Origin of the sequence: Solwaraspora sp. WMMD791, from assembly GCF_029581195.1 — a bacterium.
Lineage (GTDB): Bacteria > Actinomycetota > Actinomycetes > Mycobacteriales > Micromonosporaceae > Micromonospora_E.
On sequence record NZ_CP120737.1, the window covers coordinates 1,978,831 to 1,996,970 of the forward strand.

Here is an 18,140-nt window from a genome sequence, read left to right on the forward strand (position 1 = left end):
GAGAGCTACCGTGACCAGGTACGTCGTTGCGTTGGAGGAGATCGGGCCGGCCGACGCCGGGCGGGTCGGCCGCAAGGCCGCCACGCTGGGCGGGCTGCTGGCCGACGGGTTCGCCGTCCCGGCCGGGTTCGCGGTGACCGCCGACGCCGCGCCGACGGCGACCGGCACCGGCGACAGCCTGCCGGACGGGTTCGTCGACGAGCTGGCCGGGGCGTTGCGGCACCTCGGTGACCAGCCGGTGGCGGTGCGCTCGTCCGGGCTGGCCGAGGACGGCCCGGACCTGTCCTACGCCGGCCAGTACACCTCGGTGCTGGGCGTGCGGGGCCTCGACGCGGTGCTGTCGGCGATCCGCGACTGCTGGGCGTCGGCCCGGTCGGGCAGGGTCCGCGCCTATCAGGACGGCCGGGCCGACACCCCCCGCGACGCCGGGCAGCCGGCCGACCGGATCGGGGTCCTGGTGCAGACGATGGTCGACGCGACGGCGGCCGGAGTGGCGTTCAGCCGCGACCCGGTCGCCGACGACGACGGCACCGCGCTGGTCAGCGCGGTACGCGGACTGGGCGACCGGCTGGCCGCCGGTCAGGTCGACGCCGAGGAGTGGCGGGTCGTCGGCCCGGCGGCCAGCCTCGCGGCCCGACCCGGTCCCGGCATCGGCGCGACCGACGGTGGAGCCGGCAGCACCGGAACCGACGCGACCGACGGTGGAATCGGCGAGACCGACGGTGGTGCCGTCGTGCTGCGGCCGGAGCAGGCCCACGCCGTGGCCGAGCTGGCCCGGCGGGCCGCGCGGCGGCTCGGCACCGCGCAGGACATCGAGTGGGCGTTCGCCGACGACACCCTGTGGCTGCTGCAGTCCCGGCCGGTCAGCACCGGGTCGGCGGCGTCAGTGCCCCTGGTGCCGGTCCCCGTCGAGGTGCCGTCCGGATTCTCGACCCGCAACCGCAGCATGGACCGGCCGTGGACCCCGGTCGAACGCGACGCGTTCCTGCCGGTCTTCCGCTCCGGGGTCGGTGACCTGTTCCGTTACACCACCGGCAGCACCCCGCAGGTGCATCTGATCGGTGGCTGGACCTATCTGACCGGCCCGGCCGAGGACGCCGTCGCCACTGCGCGGCGATGGGAGCGGGTCGCCGCCGACGTCGCCGCCGGCCGGCCAGTGGCGCTGATCCGGGCCTGGGCGCAGCACTGGCGCGACGAGTTCGCCGCGCGCACCGCCACGCTGCGCGACGTCGATCCGGCGACGCTCGACGACGACGCGCTGACCGCCCACCTCGACGCCGTCCACACGCTCTTCACCCAGCTGCACGAACGCTACTTCCAGCTCACCGGTGCGGCGATCGCCGTCGCCGCCGAACTCGGCGCGGTCTGCGCCGACCTGCTCGGCTGGTCGCCGTTGCAGACCGCGCGGCTGCGGGCCGGGCTCACCGGGGACCACATGGCGGCGACGACGGCGTTGGCCGCACTGGCCCGGCTGGCCGACGACAGCCGGGAGGTCCGGCGGTGGCTGGCCGGCGACAGCCGGGAGGTCCGGCGGTGGCTGGCCGACGCCGGGGCCACCCTGGCGGGTGCGGCCGCAGACCCGGGTCCGCCGGACGCGCGGTTCGCCGCCGCGCTGGCCGACTACCGGCACCGGTACACCCACCGGACCCTCGGCTTCGACCTGACCGAACCGACCATCGCCGAACAGCCGGCGGTGCTGCTGGCGATGCTGCGGGCCCAGCTGGAGCGCCCGTACGACCTGGCGGCCCGGCGGGCGGCCGGCGACCGTACGGTGGTCGACGCCCTCGCACAGGCCCGGGCCGGGCTCGCCGGGCGGCCGGCGGCGGACCGGCAACGGTTCGAGGCGGCGTACGCGGCCAGTGTGCTCAGCGGCCCGGTCCGCGACGAGAAGGCGTACCACGCCACCTCGGTCTGGGCGCTGCTGCGCTACACGGTGCGGGAGTTCGGCCGTCGGCTGGTCCGGCGGGGGGTGCTGGACCGGGTCGACGACGTGTTCTTCCTGAGCCTGCGCGAGATCCGGTCGGCGCACGGCGGCGGCACCGCCGACGGTGCGGTGGACTGGTCGGCGGTGGTGCGGCGACGACGCGGCGAGCACGCCTGGTCACTGGCCAATCCGGGGCCGCCGGCCTACGGCACACCTCCGGCCGGAACCGACGACGACGAGCCGCCACCGCTGTCGCCGGCGGCGCAGCGGGCCGCCCGGGTCGCCGGCTACGCGATGGGTCTGCTGGTCGGGCACCGCCCGTCGGCGGCGCAGGCGGACCGGTTGTCCGGCCTGGCGGCCTCGACCGGCCGCTACCGGGGACCGGTCCGGGTGGTCCGCACCCTGGCCGACTTCGACAAGGTACGTCCGGGTGACGTGCTGGTCTGCCCGGAGACCACCGCGCAGTGGTCGATGCTGTTCTGCGTGATCGGCGCCCTGGTCACCGACCGGGGCAGCGTCCTGTCGCATCCGGCGATCCTGGCCCGCGAGTACCGGATCCCGGCGGTGGTCGCCACCGGGGTGGCCACCGGTCGGCTGCGCGACGACGACGTGGTGCTGGTCGACGGATCCGCCGGCACCGTACTGCTCGACGGCGGCACCGCGGCACCGGAGCCCGGCCGGCGGACGGCCGACAGCGACGACACGGCACCGGACCCGGTCGGTGCCGCCGTGCGGCCGGGGGCACCGTCGTGAACGCCGGCCGCGTCGACGTGCACCATCACGCGATCCTGCCGGCCATCGCCCAGCTGATGCGCGAGCACGGTGCCACCTTCACCCTGCCCTGGTCGCTCCCCCAGACCTGGCAGGTGCTGGCGGACAACCGGATCGACGTGGCGCTGGTGTCCAACCCGATCCCGGCCGGGTTGTTCGACAGCGTCGAGGTGGCGGCGCGGTTCAACCGGGCCGCCAACGAGGCGGTCGCCGAGTTGGTCGCCGCCCACCCGGGACGGTTCGGGCTGCTGGCCGCGCTGCCGATGCCGTACGTCGACGCGGCGCTGGACGAGGTGGCGTACGCCTTCGACACGTTGCGGGCCGACGGGGTGGTGCTGATCGCGCACGCCGGCGACAGCTACCTGGGTGCGCCGATCTACGACCCACTGCTGGCCGAGCTGAACCGCCGCCGGGCGGTGGTCCTGGTGCACCCGATGACGCTGCCCGGCGGACCGGTCGACGGCGTACCGCCAGTGCTCGCCGATTTCCTGCTCGACACCACCCGGGCGGCGATCAGTCTGATCTGGACCGGGGCGCTGGACCGCTACCCCGACATCAGCTTCGTCCTGGCTCACGGCGGCGGCTTCCTGCCGTACGCGGCGAGCCGGGTCGCCGCGCTCGGCGAGGCGTTCTACGACGTACCCGCCGCGCAGGTGCGCTCGGCGCTCGGCCGGTTCCACTACGACCTGGCGCTGACCGCCCCGTCCGGCCTGCCCAGCCTGCTCGCCGCGGTCGGGCCGGACCGGATCCTGTACGGCACGGACTGGTCGGCGGCACCGGAGCCGGTGGTCGCGGCCGGTGGTCGGGCCATCGACCGGCAACTCGCGGCGCTGGATCCGGCGGCCCGCGCGGCGATCGAGCGGGACAACGCGCTGCGGTTGTTCCCCCGGCTGCGCCTCACCAGGTGACCAGCAGCTGGGCCGGGCCCCGGGTGGCCAGCCCGGTCCACCACCGGACCGGGTCGGGACCGTCGGCCAGCCGCAGCCCGGGCAACCGGTGCAGCAGCCGGTGCAGCGCGATCCGCAGCTGGGTACGGGCCAGGGCGGCGCCCAGGCAGTAGTGGGCGCCGTGGCCGAAGGTCAGGTGCGCGCGGGCGCCCGTACCGGCGGGCGGGCCGTCGCCTGCGGTGTCCCGGTTGGCGTGCAGAATGGACACGACGACGGCCTCACCGGCGCGGACCGTGACCGGACCGAGCGCGACGTCGGACAGCGCCACGCGCGGGAAGGTCATCGGGGTGGCCGGCAGCCGGCGCAGGTGCTGCTCCACGACGGCGGCCACCCGGGCCTCGTCGGGGGCGGCGCCGAGCACCGCCGGATCCAGCAGGTGGGCCAGCACACCGAGGCCGAACTGCCCGACGGTGGTCTCGTAGCCGGCTGTCAGCACCGCCAACGCGAGGTCGACCAGTTCGGTGCGGGTCAGCGTGCCGGCGTCGTGGGCGGTGATCAGCCCGGTGAGCAGGTCGTCACCGGGTCGCGCCCGACGCTGGTCGATCAGCCGCGACATGTACGCGTACAGCGTGAAGGCCCGTCGGGCCTTGTCCCGGACGCCGGTGGCGGTCACGTCGAACAGCACGCCGGCCCACTGCTGCACCTGCGGCCGGTCGGCGGCCGGTACGCCGAGCAGGTCGCCGATGACGGCGACCGGCAGCGGCACCGCCACCGCCGCCATCAGGTCGGCCGGCGGGCCGGCTGCGACCATGGCGTCCAGCAGCTCGTCGGTGAGTCGCCGCACCCGCACGGCGTCCGCGTCGACGCGTCGCGGCCCGAAGGCCGCGCTGACCTGTCGGCGAAGTCGGGCGTGGGCGGCACCGTCCATGCTCATCATCGAGCTCGGTGCCGGGTTGGCGGTGTTGACCCGGGGCGCGCCGGGGGCGGCCGCGGCGGCCCGGCTGAACCGGGCGTCGCCCAGCACCGCCCGACCGAGCCGCAGGTCGGTGACCACCCAGACCTGGTCGCCGGTGGGGGTGGACACCCGTACCACCGGTGCCGGGTCGGTGAGATCGACCAGGGCCGGGAGCGGGCCGAACGGGTCGGCCGCGGCTGTCGTGGTCACGGCGGGGCCTCCTGGGTGCCGGTGGCCCCTATCGCACCCGGCCACACCCCAGGCCCGGTCCAGTCCGGCTCAGGGTGCGGCCGGGATGCGGCGAGCAGCCACCGGTGGGCCGGCTGGCGACGGTGCTCACCAGTCGCCGTCGCGCCGTCCTCGAGATCCGACCGGGATGGTGCGTGCAGGCCCGTCGGTCGAGTGCGAGGGAGATCCGCCGTGCGTACACCTGTCGTCGCCGAGGCGCGGCCGACCCACACCCTGGCCGGTGACCTGCTGGACCGGGCGCGCCGGCACGGTACCCGGCACGCCGTCGAGTTCACCACCGGTGACGGCCGGTGGTCGACGTTGACCTACGCCGAGCTCGCCGGTCGGGCGGCCGCGCTGGCCCGGGTGCTGCCGGCGGCGGGTACGGGCGACCGGCCCCGGTTCGTGCTGATCATGCTGCCCAACGGGCTGGACTACGTGGTCGCCGTGTACGCGTGTCTGCTGGCCGGGGTGGTCGCCGTACCGTTCTATCCGCCGAGCGTGCTGACCGCCCGCACCGCCCGGGTGTTCAGTGAACGGTTGCAGGAGATCCACCACGACTGCGCCCCGGACGCCGTGGTGCTCGCCGAGGACCAGGTCGGGTTCGTGGCGGACGCGCTGGCCCCGGCGTACCGCGACGGGTCCAGCCCGATGCTGATCGCGGCCGGTGAGCTGCCGACGGCGGTGGACCCGGCCGGGGTGGCGGTACGCGCGGGCGGCGCGGACCTGGCGGTGCTGCAGTACACCTCCGGTTCGACCCGGACCCCCAGTGGGGTGATGCTCAGCCACGACAACCTGGTCGCCAACGTCCGGGCGCTGGCGACGAAGACGGCGGTGGCCGAGGGCGAGGCGGCGGTGTCCTGGCTGCCGCTGTTTCACGATCTGGGCCTGATCGGGATGCTGTTCGGCGCGGTGCACGCCGGGATGACGCTGCACCTGACCACCCCGGCGGCGTTCGTCCGCCGGCCGATGCTCTGGCTGGAGATGATCGACCGGGCGCGGGCGTGCCTGACGATGGCACCGAACTTCGCCTTCGACCTGGCGGCGCGGGCCAGTGGCCGCAGCGACCGCCGGCTCGACCTGTCCAGTCTGCGGCTGGCGATCAACGGTGCCGAGCCGGTGCGGCACAGCACCGTCGCCGCGTTCACGTCGGCGTTGCGCGACTGGGGCCTGCGTCCGTCGGCGGTGGTCCCCGGATACGGCCTGGCCGAGGCGACCTTGTCGGTGACGGTGGGTGACCATCGGCGGCCGCCGCGCCAGTTGCGGGTCTGCGCCGACCGGCTGCGGCGCGACGGCGTGGCAGTGCCGCCGGGCGACGACGGGCCGGTCACCGTGCTGGTCGGCTGCGGGACCGACGTCGACGACACCGAGTCGGTGATCGTCGATCCCGACCGGCTGACGCCGTGCCCGCCGGGGACGGTCGGCGAGGTCTGGGTCACCGGACCGGGGGTGGCGGGCGGCTACTGGAACCAGCCGGGGCGCTCGGCCGCGACGTTTCTGCCTGGGCCGGCGGACGACCGGCGACGGTTCGTCCGCACCGGCGATCTCGGCGTCAAGATCGACGGTACGTTGTACCTGGTCGGCCGGGTCAAGGACATGATCATCCAGCGTGGGGTGAACCACTGCCCGCAGGATGTGGAGTACGCGGCGGAGTGCGCCCATCCGGCGCTGCGCCCCGGCGGTACGGTCGTCTTCGGCACGGAACCGGACGGCAGCGGTCCGGTGGTGGTCCTCTGCGAGCTGGAACGCTACCTCGGCGGTCCGGCGTACCCGGCGATCCTGGCGTCGGTCCGCGCGGCCCTGGCCGAGGAGTTCGGCCTGGACATCGCCACGGTCGGCCTGGTCCGCAAGGGTCAGGTCCCGAAGACGACCAGCGGCAAGGTGCGGCGGCGGGCCAGCGCGCAACGCTGGCGGGAGGACGGCTTCACGGTGCTGGCCCGCTCGCCAGCGGCCCTCGGCTGAGGCCGCCCCGGACCCCGACCCGGATGCCGGGAGGATTCGACCCGCCGTGGACGGGGAAGGTTGACCGACGGACGGTCCCGCTACCCGGAGGTCACCATGCGTTCCCTGCTCATCGCCGTCGCGGTCGTCGCGGTGGTCCTACTGGTCCTCGGCGCGGTGCTGGAGGCACTGCGGTTCCTGCTGGTCCTCGGCCTGGTCGCGTTGGTGGTGGCACTGGTGCTCGGATTCGTCGGCAACCGCACCCGCACCTGAGTCGACCAGCGGAAATCACCGTTCGTGCAGGTGGCGTAGGCTCGCGGCAACAGCAGGGGCGGCAGCAGCGGCAGTGCGGTCGGTGCTGCCGGTACGGGCGCAGGCGCGGCGGGAGCAGGAGGACATGGAACTTGTCATCGGACTTTTCTGCCTGATTTCCATCATCGTGGTGGCTTTCGGCGGGTACGCCGTGGCGGTGTACAACGGCCTGGTCACCGCGCGGAACGCGTACCGCAACGGGTTCGCCCAGATCGACGTCCAGCTGACCCGGCGCCACGACCTCATCCCCAACCTGGTCGAGGTCGCCAAGGGGTACATGAAACACGAACGTGAAGCGCTCGAAGCGGTGATCGCCGCCCGCAGCGGCGCGGTCCAGGCGCAGGGCGCCGCCACCGGCAAACCGGGCGATCCCGCCGCCATGCAGCAGCTCGCCGGCGCGGAGAACATGCTGACCCAGAGCCTGGGCCGGCTGTTCGCCCTCTCCGAGGCGTACCCGGACCTCAAGGCCAACCAGAACATGATGCAGCTGACCGAGGAGCTGACCTCCACGGAGAACCGGGTCGCCTTCGCCCGGCAGGCGTACAACGACGCCGTCATGGCGTACAACAACAAGCGGGAACGCTTCCCCGGCAGCATCGTGGCGAACATGTTCTCCTTCGGCCCGGCCGCCCTGTTCGAGGTCGACGACCCGCAGCAGCGGCAGGCTCCCCAGGTGAACTTCTGAGGCGATGAACTTCTTCGAGCGCCAACGCCGGGTCCGCCGGGTCTCCGCCCGGCTGGTCGCCCTGTTCGTGGTCGCCGTGATCGGCATCGTCGCCGTGGTCGACCTGGCCGCGGTGCTCGTCTTCGACGCCGCGTCGATGCCACCGGCCCAGCTCGCCGGCCTGCTGGCGGTGACCAGCCTGGCAACCGTCGCGGTGATCGGCCTCGCCGCGCTGGTGCGTACCGTCACGCTGCGCGGCGGCGGCGGGCGGGTCGCCCGGGAACTCGGCGGCGTGCCGGTGCCACCGGACACCACCGATCCGCAGCTGCGCCGCCTGCGCAACGTGGTGGAGGAGATCGCCATCGCGTCGAGCGTGCCGGTGCCGGAGATCTACCTGCTGCCGCGCGAGGAGGGGATCAACGCGTTCGCCGCCGGCTGGTCGACCTCCGACGCGGCCATCGCGGTCACCCGGGGCACCCTGGAACGGCTCAACCGCGACGAACTGCAGGGCGTCATCGCGCACGAGTTCAGCCACGTGGTCAACGGCGACATGCGGCTGAACATCCGGTTGATGGGGCTGCTGTTCGGCATCCTGTTCCTGGCGGTGATCGGGCGCGGGCTGCTGCGCACCGGATTCGTCAGCGGCGGGCGTTCCCGCAACGACAACAAGGGCGGCAACCCGCTGCCGCTGCTCGGGCTGGCCATGGTCGCCGCCGGGTACGTCGGTGTGCTGGTCGGCCGGCTGATCAAGGCGTCGGTGTCGCGGCAACGCGAGTACCTGGCGGACGCCTCGGCGGTGCAGTTCACCCGGCAGACCGCCGGGCTGGCCGGCGCGCTGAAGAAGATCGGTGGGCTGCCGTCCGGTTCCGCGCTGGCCAACCCGAAGTCCGAAGAGGTCGGGCACATGCTCTTCGGCTCCGGATCCCGGATGTCGGCGCTGTTCGCCACCCACCCGCCGATCGCCGACCGGATCCGGGCGTTGGAGCCGAGCTTCGACCCGGCCGAGCTGTCGGCGTTGGCGCGACGCTGGGCCGCCGCGCCACCCTCCGGGCTGGCCGAGGACCGCGCGCTCGGGTTGACCGGCGGCACTCCTGGCGGTGCACCCGGCGGCACTCCTGGCGGTGCACCCGGCGGTGCCACCTTGCCCGCCGACGACGCCCGGGTGCCGATGGACCCGGCCCAGGTCGTCGACCGGATCGGCGCGCCGCCGGCGAGCGCCTACCAGCACGCCGCCGACCTGCTCGCCCGGATACCTCAGGAGCTGGCCGGGCAGGCCCGCCGCCCGGACACGGTGGGGCCGTTGATCCTCGGCCTGCTGATGTCGGCCGACCCGCAGGTCCGCACCGGCCAGCACGCCGCCATCGCGGCGCGGTACGGCGCCACGCTCGCCGACGCCGCCTGGCAGACCGGTGCGCGCACCGCCGGTCTGCACCCGATGCTGCGGCTGCCGCTGGCGGAGATCGCCTTCCCCGCGCTGGCGCAGAAGTCACCGGCCGACCGCGACGCCCTCGCCGACGCGATGGCCACCCTGATCCGGGCCGACGGACGGATCAGCGTCTTCGAATACTGCCTGTCCCGGCTCGTCGGCGACGAGCTGCGCGAATCGCTGCGGCCATCGTCACGGCCGGGCCGCGGCCGCCGTACGCTGCGCGCCAGCCAACCGGCCGTGCAGACACTGCTCAGCGTGCTCGCCCAGGCCGGGCACCCGGATCCGGCCGCCGCGCAGCAGGCCTTCGCCGCCGGTGCGGCGCACGCCCTGCCCCAGGCGTCCGCCCGGTTCACCCCGCCGGCGGGCGGCGTACTGGAGCTGGAATCGGTCTGGCCGGTCCTCGACGAACTGCGCCCGGCGGAGAAGTCCCGGCTGGTGGCGGCGGCGGTCGCGGTGATCGGCCACGACGGGGTGATGACCGTGCCGGAGGTCGAGTTGCTACGGACCATCTGCCTGATCCTGCACAGCCCGCTGCCACCACTGCCGGTGCCAGCCTGATCGCTCACAGCCTGTCCCTGGCGGGTGCTGTCCGGCCCCGGCGTGTTCCGGCTTGAGCCCTGCCGTCCGTGTGGGGAGCCGGACAGCGGTTGAGTCGTGGCACGAGCGCGACTCCTGATGCTCCTGCGCGTGACCAGCCTCGAAATTCATCGCTGGAGCCGCGCTCGTGACGACGGTCTCCCCGACCGGCCCCGTGCAGCCGTGATCCACACCGTCTCTTCGATCCGACACGCCGGGGTGTGGTCGGCTGGAGCGCTGTGGATCACGGTGCACGCCGTTGCTGTCGGGACGCGCACGGATGGACTCCCAGTAGTCCGGATCAAGTTCCGCGACGTCGTCTGGTGACTCGCTTACCGACGCTGGAGTTGGGCGGCTACCTCGCAACTCCGGCGAAGTCGAGGAAGACATCCCATCTGCAAGAAGCGAAGAACAACGTCGCCCCTTCCCGATCCTTGCTGTCTCGGACGGCGACGATTCCCGGGAGGTTGGTGGCAACCTCCACACAGTCGACTCGGGAGCTACTTCGGCTACTCTTTCGCCACGCCGCACCGGTCAGATAAGACACTGTTACTCCGAGATAGATTTCCGCCTATCCCACACCTACCAGGGTAGTACCGTGCGGTCGTAGAAGAGTTGGCCGGTGGGTCCGTCGTCGGGAAGTGCGGCCAGCCAGGTGAAGGTGTCGGCTGCTTCGTCGGGGGTGTGGTTGGCCTTGCCGTAGGCGAGGCGGGTGTCGACCTTCCCCGGCGATGCGGCGTTGACGAGGATGTTGTGCTCGTGTAGCTCAGCCGCGAGGATCTGGGTGAGCGCGTTGACGCCCGCCTTGGAGACTCGGTAGGAGACGCTGCCGGCGCCCATCTCGGCGGACGTGCCCATGTGGCTGGTGACGTTGACGATCCGGCCGTACCTGTTCCGCTTCATCTCGGGGATGGCGGCGGTGCAGCAGCGCCAGGTGCCCACCAGGTTGGCGTCGAGGGTCGCGGTGACCTTTTCCATGTCGGCTGCGCTGGCTGCCTGGCCTCGGTCGATGGCGATGGCGGCGTTGTTGACCAGGACGTCGAGTCCGCCGTACTGGTAGCCGACGTCGGCCATGGCGCGGGCGACGCTGGCCGGGTCGGTGATGTCGAGCTGGTGGCCCGAGACCGGCAGGCCGAGCCCGGTCAGCTCGGCGGCGGTCCGCTCTGCGGCTTCCTCGCTTCTTGCGGTGACCACGACGTGGAGGCCGGCCTGGGCGAGTTGTTGGGCGATTGCTTTGCCGAGCCCTCGGTTGGCCCCGGTGACCACTGCTACCCGCTGGACGTCCGATGTCATGGTGCTATGCGACCAGAGTCCGTACGCGTTCGTCCAACTCACGGGTGGCGGGGGTGTCGTACCTGGCGAGGCGGTTGTGGATGCTCATCAGCCGGTGGTGGTTTAGTAGCGAGCGGGTCTTCACGACCTCGGGTGCTGCGCGGTGTACGTAGGTGGCGTGGCTGATCGGCGATCACGCGATCCGCTATCTGACGATGCACCGGTTCTTCACCGCCGAGTTGGAGTTCGGTGTGCGGCACGGGGTCGTCGATGTGGTCGGGCACTGTGACGGGGTGGCGGTCTGGTATCCGCACCCGGCGGACCGGCTGCTGGGTGCGGAGCATCAACGGCGGCGGTTGCGGTCCTGTGGTGACCGGCATGGCCCGTACGCGCACTACACCTTCACCGCCGGCCGACTGGAGCCGACCGGCCGACACCACCACCTGGCGTTCCTGGCGGCGGCGCCCTGGCTGAGACGCCAAGGCATCGGGTCGACGCTGCTCGCGGCGCATCATGCCGGCTGGACCGGATCGGGATGCCGGCGGTGGTGGAGGCGAGCAGCCAGTGGCAACGGGCGTTCTACGAACGCCACAGCTACCGCGTCGTCCGCGTCGCGCACCTGCCGGCGGGTGGCCCGCCGTTGTGGGCGATGCGCCGCTCCGGCGACCCGGTCGACCAACCACCGATGGCCGCCGCCTCGCGCGTCAGCTGAACCGGGCGACCGGAAGAGCCGCAGCGATGTGAGGCTGAGATACCTCACGTGAGCGTCGTAGGGTATCTCAGCATCACATCGATGATGGACGACACGGAACCATCGACACCGCAGCGGTCGCCGCTGGCGTGCCGCGTTGTCGATCCGATGACGCTTGTGCGACGCTGCGCAGTCAATGTGACGACGGCGGGTGGAGGCGTGGTGCGGGAGGTCGAGGTCAAGTACCGCGTCCAGGACCGGGAGGCGCTGCTTGTCGCGCTCACGGCGCGCGGCATCGAGCCGGGTCCGCCGGTCGTGCAGGACGACCAGGCGTACGCGCCCCAGGGCTGGTCGTACGGCGACAGCAGAATCGGTGTCCCCTTCGTACGGTTGCGGACCGTCGACGGCCGGCACACGTTCACCCTGAAACGCCCCGCCGACAATGCGCTCTCCTGCGACGAGTACGAGACGGCGGTGGCCGACCGCGAGCAGATGCACACCGCCATCCTGGCGATGGGCTTCCGCGCCACCGTACGGGTCGCCAAGGTCCGCCGTACCGCCAGGTTGCCCGGTGGTGAGCTGTGCGTCGACGACGTCGCGGGCCTCGGCACCTTCCTTGAGCTGGAACGCATCGTCGGTGACGGCGTGCCGGGTGAGGCGGTGCAGGCCGAGCTGGCGGCGTTCGTCGCGTCGCTCGGGATCGGAGTGTCGCGCACCGAAGAGTCCTACGACTCCCTCGTCCGCGCCGCCCTCGCCTCAGCCTGACCGCTAGCCGGTCGACCCGGCCGCCCGAGAAGGCTGGCCAGGGCGCCACCCGGCCGGGCGACCGCGACAATCACCGCAAGCGCGAGGACGGGCCCCGCCACGGCGTACAGGGGCACCGCGGCCGTCCTTTCCGGTCGGTGTTGCGTGGTGCGCGGACGACGCGAGGTCGCTCAGCGCAGTTCGACACCGGTGTCGGTGGCGGCCTGGAGGAACACTCCGCCGTCGAGCGCCGCGGCGATCCGTTCGATGTCATCGGCCATGTACCGGTCGCCCTCAAGCGTCGGTACCAACGACCGCACAAGGTCGTAGGTCACCTTGGCGGTCGGGCTGAGTTCTTCGCGGCGTCCGGCCACGTCGACGGCCTGCGCCGCGGCGAGGACTTCCAACCCCAGAATCGTGCGGTTGTTCTGCAGAACCCGGCGCGCGTTGCGGGCGGCGATCAGACCCATGCTGACCACGTCCTGGTTGTCTCCGTTGGAGGGCACGCTCTGGATGCTGGCCGGCCCGATCGTGCGGTTCTCGGCCACCAGGGCCGTCGCTGGGTACTGCGCCCCGGCGAACCCGCTGTTGAGGCCAGGACCCCCGGCGACCAGGAACTCCGGCAGACCGTCGCTGAGATGGCGGTTCAGCAACCGGTTGAGACGCCGCTCGGACAGCACCCCGAGCTGGGTCAGGGCGATCGTCACGTAGTCCATCACGAACGCGACCGGCTGACCGTGGAAGTTCGCGCCGTGGAAGATCTCCTTGCCCTCGAAGAACAACGGGTTGTCGTTGGCCGAGTTCAGTTCGATCTCCAAGGTCGACGCCGCGTGGTACAGCGTGTCGCGCACAGCGCCGACAATCTGCGGTATCGCGCGCATCGAGTATGCCTTCTGCATGTACACCTCGGTCCGCGTCACCCCGTCGGACGATTCGAGGTCACCGTGCTCGCGTGCCTGCCGACGCAGGTCGGCGTGGTCGAGCAGCAGCCCGCTGCCCCGCATCAGCGCGCGCAGGTTGGCCGCCGTGTCGATCTGCCCCCGGTGCGGCCGGGCGATCTCGTGGCCCTCAGGCAGGAACGGGCTAGCCGAAGCCCGCAGGGTCTCCAGCACCAGCGCGGTGACGATCTCGGCCTGCCGCACCTGGTCGAACGCGCGGCTGACGACGAGGGAGCCGAGGCCCGTCATCGCCGACGTGCCGTTGATGAGCGCGAGCCCTTCCTTGAACCGCAACTGCAGCGGCTCGATGCCCTGTCGTCGGAGCACCGGCCCGGTCGGCACGGGCCTGCCGTCGCTCAGCACGTACCCTTCACCGATGAGCGTGGCGGCGATGTGCGAAAGCGGCGCGAGATCACCGCTGGCGCCCAGGGAGCCGATCTCCGGAACGGCCGGTGTGATGTTCCGGTTGAGGTATTCCGCCAGCCGTTGCAGCACCACCGGACGCACCGCCGAGTGACCCTTGGCGAAGGCGTTCAACCGCGCCGCGACCATTGCCCGTGCCTCGTCCTCAGCGAAGATCGGGCCGACCCCGGCGCAGTGACTACGCACGAGGTTGGTCTGCAGTTCCACCTCCTTGGCGGTGCCGATCAGCATGTAGACCATCTCGCCGTATCCGGTCGTGACACCGTAGATGGGCGTCCCCTCGCGGGCGATCTGCTCGAACAACGACCGGCTGTGCTCGGCTCGCGCGAGGGCCTCCGCCGGTATACGGCAGGCTGCTCTGTTCTCGGCGATCCGCCGTAGGTCGGCGATGCTCAGGCACTCACCGTCGACCGGCACGGACGTGCCGACCTCCACCAGCGACATGTGTCCTCTTCTCGCTAACGTGCCGTTGTGGCGTTCGGGAAAGCCGGGCGTCCCGGCATTGGCACCCATACGCCCAACCCGTCATGGACGGGAGCCAGCATCACACCGGCCGTCCGAGCGACGCATCTCCGCCGTTGCGTTCGACGGACCGCGTGGCGGCGCGCGATCCGCCGCACCCTCGGAGATGCGTGCACACAGTGCCGGACCAAGACTGTCGACATGGGAGAGTTTGAAGGTAGAACCGTTCTGGTAACCGGCGGCGGCAGCGGCATCGGCCTTGCCACCGCACAACGGCTGATCGACGAGGGCGCCAACGTGGTCCTCGCCGGGCGCAGTGAGGATCGCCTGCAAACGGCCGTAAAGCGTCTCGACGCCGCCGATCAGACGCTGGCGGTACCCACCGATGTGGCGCGCGTCGCCGACCTCGACCAGCTGGCGGCCCGGATCAGAGAGCGTTTCGGACGGTTGGACGGAGTGTTCGCCAATGCCGGGACACTCGGCTTCGCGCCGAGCGCCTACATCACCGAACCCGGGTTCGACGACGTGATCGGCACCAACTTCAAAGGTGTCTTCTTCACTATCCAGAAGATGGTGCCGTTGTTCGGTGACAGCGGTGGCTCGATAGTCATCAACGGTTCCTGGCTGGTTCAGCGCGGCATGGGGTTCGCGTCGGTCTACGCGGCGACCAAGGCTGCGGTGATCAACCTGACCCGCTCGCTCGCGTCGGATCTGGCCGCCAACGGCATCCGGGTCAACGCGGTCAGCCCGGGATACATCCGTACTCAGATGTTCGACGGGATCGCCACCACGGAGGAAGCGCGCGAGATGTACCGGAGCCAGGTGGTGCTCGGTCGGCTCGGCCGGCCGGAGGACGTCGCCGACGCGGTCGCCTTCCTGCTCTCCTCGCGGGCGTCATACATCACCGGCCAGGACATCGGTGTCGACGGTGGCCTGGTCACCGCCGTGCCGATGACTGCCGTCTCGGCATGACACGACCGATGGGAAAGTCAGATGGGCAATGAGACCGGTACCCGGGCGGTCGTTCTCGGGGGCAGCGTCGCGGGCATGTTCGCGGCGCGCGTGCTGGCAGATGTCTACGACGAGGTACGGATCGTGGACCGCGACGTGCTGGTGGGCACCGACGCTCCACGCCGGCACGCGCCACAGGGCCGACACATCAGTGGCCTGTTGACCCGGGGCCATGAGGCCATGGAAGAGCTGTTCCCGGGGGTCACCGCCGAACTGGTCCGGCACGGGGTACCGCTCGGTGACCTGTCCGGCAGCACCCGCTGGTACTTCTCGGGCCGGCGGTTGAAGCAGCGGCACGGTGGCCTGACCACCTGCGCGGCGAGCCGGCCGCTGCTGGAGCGCGCCATCAGGGACCGGCTACTGGCCTATCCCAACGTGGTGATCGATGAGCGGCACGACATCCTGAGCCTGGAAACGACACCCGACCGGAGCCGGGTCAGCGGCGTGCGGATCCAGCGGCGCGGAAACGACACCGCCGAGGTGATCCGGGCCGACCTGGTGGTCGACGCCACCGGGCGGGGCTCCCGAACCCCGGTCTGGCTGGAGCAGCTGGGTTATCCACGCGTCCGGGAGGATCGGCAGAAGGTCGACCTGGTCTACGTGACCCAGAACTTCCGGTTGCGTGACGGCGCGGACCCGTTCCAGAACGACATCGCGATCAACCCGGTCGCCTATCCCGACCTGGCGCGCGGGGCGGTGTTCGTGGTGACCGACGGCGGTCGGCTGGTGCTGACCGCCTACGGTCTGCGGGGCAACCATCCGCCCACCGAACAGGCCGCTTTCCACCAGTGGCTGAAGACGCTTCCGGTCCCCGACGTGTACGAGGCCGTCCAGTACGCCGATCCGCTCGACGAACCGGTGGCGTTCCACTTTCCGACCACCATCCGCCGCCGGTACGAGGAACTGGACCGCTTCCCGGACGGGCTGCTGGTCACCGGTGACGCGGTCACGTGCTTCAACCCGGTCTACGCCCAGGGAATGACCGTAGCGGCGCTCGGGGCGCTCACCATGCGTCGGCATCTGCACAGCGGCGCCGATCCGGTGCCGCTCGACTACTTCAGCGACCTGGCTCGGGAGGCGATCGACCAGCCGTGGGAGATGACCAGCACCGTCGATCTCGGTTTCCCGCAGGTCGAGGGTGAGCGGCCGCTGCAGCAGAAGCTGGCCCAGCGGTTCCTGCGCCTGGTACAACGGGCCGCGACTCGCGACGCCGCCGTCACCCTCGCCTACATGCGCGTCGCGGGGCTGGTGGACCGCCCCGAGTCCCTCATGCGCCCCGACATGCTGCTTCGGATCCTGTGGAACGCGATCCTCGGTCCGCCACGGGCGAGCACGCAGCCCATTCGCTGGCCCCGGCCGGCAGCCAACGCCACCACCACGTAGCAAAGCCGCCTTGACCCGATCAGTCCGAGACGACGTGAGGAATAGTCCGTGAGTGTTCCACAGCAGCGGTACGACCTGATCGTGGTGGGTGGCGGCCCTGCCGGCGCTACCGTGTCCGCTCTGGTCAGCAAGCGCGGTCACCGGGTTCTGCTCCTGGAGAAGGCGACGTTCCCCCGCTACCAGATCGGCGAGTCCCTGCTCCCGGCGACCGTGCACGGGGTGGCACATCTGCTCGGCGTGCGTGAAGAGATCGAGAAGGCCGGGTTCACGGTCAAGCGGGGCGGCACGTTCCGCTGGGGAAGCAGCCCGCAGCCATGGACGTTCGAGTTCGCGGTCTCGCAGCGCATGCCCGGCCCCACCTCGTTCGCCTACCAGGTCGAACGGATGCGCTTCGACCAGATCCTGCTCGACAACGCGCGCCGGCTCGGAGTCGACGTACGGGAGAACAGCCCGGTGACCGGCGTCATCACCGACGGCGGCCGGGTCAGCGGGGTCCGCTACACCGATCGGGACGGGCGGGAGCAGCAGGTGTCGGCACGGTACGTGGTGGACGCCTCCGGCAACACCAGCCGGCTCTACGGCAGCTCCGGTGCCCGCCGCGAGTATTCCCCCTTCTTCCGCAACCTGGCCCTGTTCGGGTACTTCGAGGGCGGCGCCCGCCTGCCCGCCCCGAACAGTGGAAACATCTTCAGCGTCGCATTCGAGCATGGCTGGTTCTGGTACATCCCGCTGCGCCCGGAGCTCACCAGCGTGGGCGCCGTGGTCAGCCCGGAGTCCGCCGCGCTGGTGCAGGGCGATCCGGAGCAGGCGATGCGCCGGTTCATCGATGCCTGCCCGCCGATCCAACGGATGCTCGCCAACGCCACCCGGGTGACCGAGGGCCCGTACGCACCACTGCGCGTCCGCAAGGACTGGTCGTATTGCGGCACGCGATTCTGGAGCCCGGGAATGGTGCTGGTGGGTGACGCGGCATGCTTCGTCGACCCGGTGTTCTCCTCGGGGGTACACCTGGCCACCTTCGGCGGCTTGCTGGCGGCCCGGTCCATCAACGCCTGCCTGGCCGACGACGTCGACGAAGCGACGGCATTCGACGAGTTCGAAACCCGCTACCGCCGCGAGTACGGCCGATTCTACGAGTTCCTGATTGGCTTCTACGACATGCACCAGTCGGAGACGTCGTACTTCTGGCAGGCGCGGAAGATCTCGAACACGGCCGAAAACGACATCGAGGCCTTCGTCAACCTGGTCGGTGGTGTGGCCTCCGATGAGTTCGCCGACCCGGCGTTGACCCGCAAACGGTTCACTGAAACCTCCCGCGAAATGACCGCACTCGTCGACACGGCCAGCGCCCAGCACGATGCGACGATGGGCGCGGTGGCTGGACGGCTGCTCGAGCAGGGGGCGGCGCTGCAGGCCCGAGCGCTGACCGGATCGGGTGCCGGCGAGGGGCGCCCCGTGACACCCGCCGGGCTGATGCCCTCCGCAGACGGCCTGAGCTGGATCCGACCCGAACGGTCGGCGTAGTACCC

The 18,140-nt window shown here is 71.5% G+C and carries 15 protein-coding genes; 11 read left to right on the forward strand and 4 right to left on the reverse strand.

Annotation, left to right across the window (positions count from 1 at the left end; genetic code table 11):
- The first annotated feature begins 10 nt into the window (after positions 1–10).
- Both O7623_RS08620 and O7623_RS08625 read left to right on the forward strand, forming a co-directional pair.
- Positions 11–2,677: a PEP/pyruvate-binding domain-containing protein gene (locus tag O7623_RS08620; protein WP_282228079.1), complete on the forward strand. Its 2,667-nt coding sequence runs from the start codon at positions 11–13 to the stop codon at positions 2,675–2,677.
- Positions 2,674–3,603, forward strand: a complete 930-nt coding sequence (locus O7623_RS08625) for an amidohydrolase family protein (RefSeq protein WP_282228080.1) — start codon at positions 2,674–2,676, stop codon at positions 3,601–3,603. Before O7623_RS08620 ends, O7623_RS08625 begins: the two co-directional genes overlap by 4 nt.
- Here the strand turns inward: O7623_RS08625 and O7623_RS08630 are convergent.
- Complete coding sequence (locus O7623_RS08630; protein ID WP_282228081.1) at positions 3,593–4,747, reverse strand: cytochrome P450; 1,155 nt, start codon at positions 4,745–4,747, stop codon at positions 3,593–3,595. The two genes, O7623_RS08625 and O7623_RS08630, sit on opposite strands and share 11 nt — an antisense overlap.
- 210 nt (positions 4,748–4,957) lie before the next feature.
- Here O7623_RS08630 and O7623_RS08635 point away from each other — a divergent pair, with 210 nt between their 5' ends.
- The 4 genes from O7623_RS08635 to O7623_RS08650 all read left to right on the forward strand — a co-directional run bounded on the left by O7623_RS08635 (position 4,958) and on the right by O7623_RS08650 (position 9,669).
- Positions 4,958–6,727: a fatty acyl-AMP ligase gene (locus O7623_RS08635; protein ID WP_282228082.1), complete on the forward strand. Its 1,770-nt coding sequence runs from the start codon at positions 4,958–4,960 to the stop codon at positions 6,725–6,727.
- Positions 6,728–6,823: 96 nt separating this feature from the next.
- Positions 6,824–6,979, forward strand: coding sequence for a hypothetical protein (locus O7623_RS08640; protein ID WP_282228083.1), 156 nt, complete (start codon positions 6,824–6,826; stop codon positions 6,977–6,979).
- A gap of 73 nt (positions 6,980–7,052) precedes the next feature.
- The gene (locus O7623_RS08645; RefSeq protein WP_282228084.1) at positions 7,053–7,703 is read left to right on the forward strand and encodes a LemA family protein; all 651 of its coding nucleotides are present in this window, start codon (positions 7,053–7,055) and stop codon (positions 7,701–7,703) included.
- A 4-nt stretch (positions 7,704–7,707) separates the two neighbouring features.
- Entirely contained in the window at positions 7,708–9,669 is a 1,962-nt protein-coding gene (locus O7623_RS08650) for a M48 family metallopeptidase (protein WP_282228085.1), read from the forward strand.
- Between the two features lie 373 nt (positions 9,670–10,042).
- Here the strand turns inward: O7623_RS08650 and O7623_RS08655 are convergent, their stop codons facing one another.
- Positions 10,043–10,234: a DUF397 domain-containing protein gene (locus O7623_RS08655; protein WP_282228086.1), complete on the reverse strand. Its 192-nt coding sequence runs from the start codon at positions 10,232–10,234 to the stop codon at positions 10,043–10,045.
- A 35-nt stretch (positions 10,235–10,269) separates the two neighbouring features.
- Positions 10,270–10,980 (reverse strand): SDR family NAD(P)-dependent oxidoreductase, encoded by a 711-nt coding sequence (locus tag O7623_RS08660; RefSeq protein ID WP_282228087.1) that lies wholly within the window; start codon positions 10,978–10,980, stop codon positions 10,270–10,272.
- 514 nt (positions 10,981–11,494) lie between these two features.
- Between O7623_RS08660 and O7623_RS08665 the strand changes: the two genes are divergently transcribed.
- A complete protein-coding gene (locus O7623_RS08665) occupies positions 11,495–11,671 on the forward strand; it encodes a hypothetical protein (RefSeq protein ID WP_282228088.1) in 177 nt (58 codons plus the stop codon).
- A gap of 201 nt (positions 11,672–11,872) precedes the next feature.
- The gene (locus O7623_RS08670) at positions 11,873–12,415 is read left to right on the forward strand and encodes a class IV adenylate cyclase (protein WP_282228089.1); all 543 of its coding nucleotides are present in this window, start codon (positions 11,873–11,875) and stop codon (positions 12,413–12,415) included.
- A 170-nt stretch (positions 12,416–12,585) separates the two neighbouring features.
- On the opposite strand, the gene cmdF is transcribed toward O7623_RS08670, so the two are convergent.
- On the reverse strand, positions 12,586–14,199 hold the full coding sequence (gene cmdF / locus O7623_RS08675) for a tyrosine 2,3-aminomutase (RefSeq protein ID WP_282229352.1): 1,614 nt from the start codon (positions 14,197–14,199) through the stop codon (positions 12,586–12,588).
- A 219-nt stretch (positions 14,200–14,418) separates the two neighbouring features.
- On the opposite strand from cmdF, the gene O7623_RS08680 reads away from it, so the two are divergent.
- From O7623_RS08680 to O7623_RS08690, 3 genes are read left to right on the forward strand one after another with little or no spacing between them, the layout of a single operon-like run.
- The gene (locus O7623_RS08680) at positions 14,419–15,189 is read left to right on the forward strand and encodes a glucose 1-dehydrogenase (protein ID WP_282228090.1); all 771 of its coding nucleotides are present in this window, start codon (positions 14,419–14,421) and stop codon (positions 15,187–15,189) included.
- Positions 15,190–15,210: 21 nt separating this feature from the next.
- Positions 15,211–16,611: an FAD-dependent monooxygenase gene (locus O7623_RS08685; RefSeq protein WP_282228091.1), complete on the forward strand. Its 1,401-nt coding sequence runs from the start codon at positions 15,211–15,213 to the stop codon at positions 16,609–16,611.
- 48 nt (positions 16,612–16,659) lie between these two features.
- Entirely contained in the window at positions 16,660–18,135 is a 1,476-nt protein-coding gene (locus O7623_RS08690) for an FAD-dependent oxidoreductase (protein ID WP_282228092.1), read from the forward strand.
- The last annotated feature ends 5 nt before the right edge of the window (positions 18,136–18,140 follow it).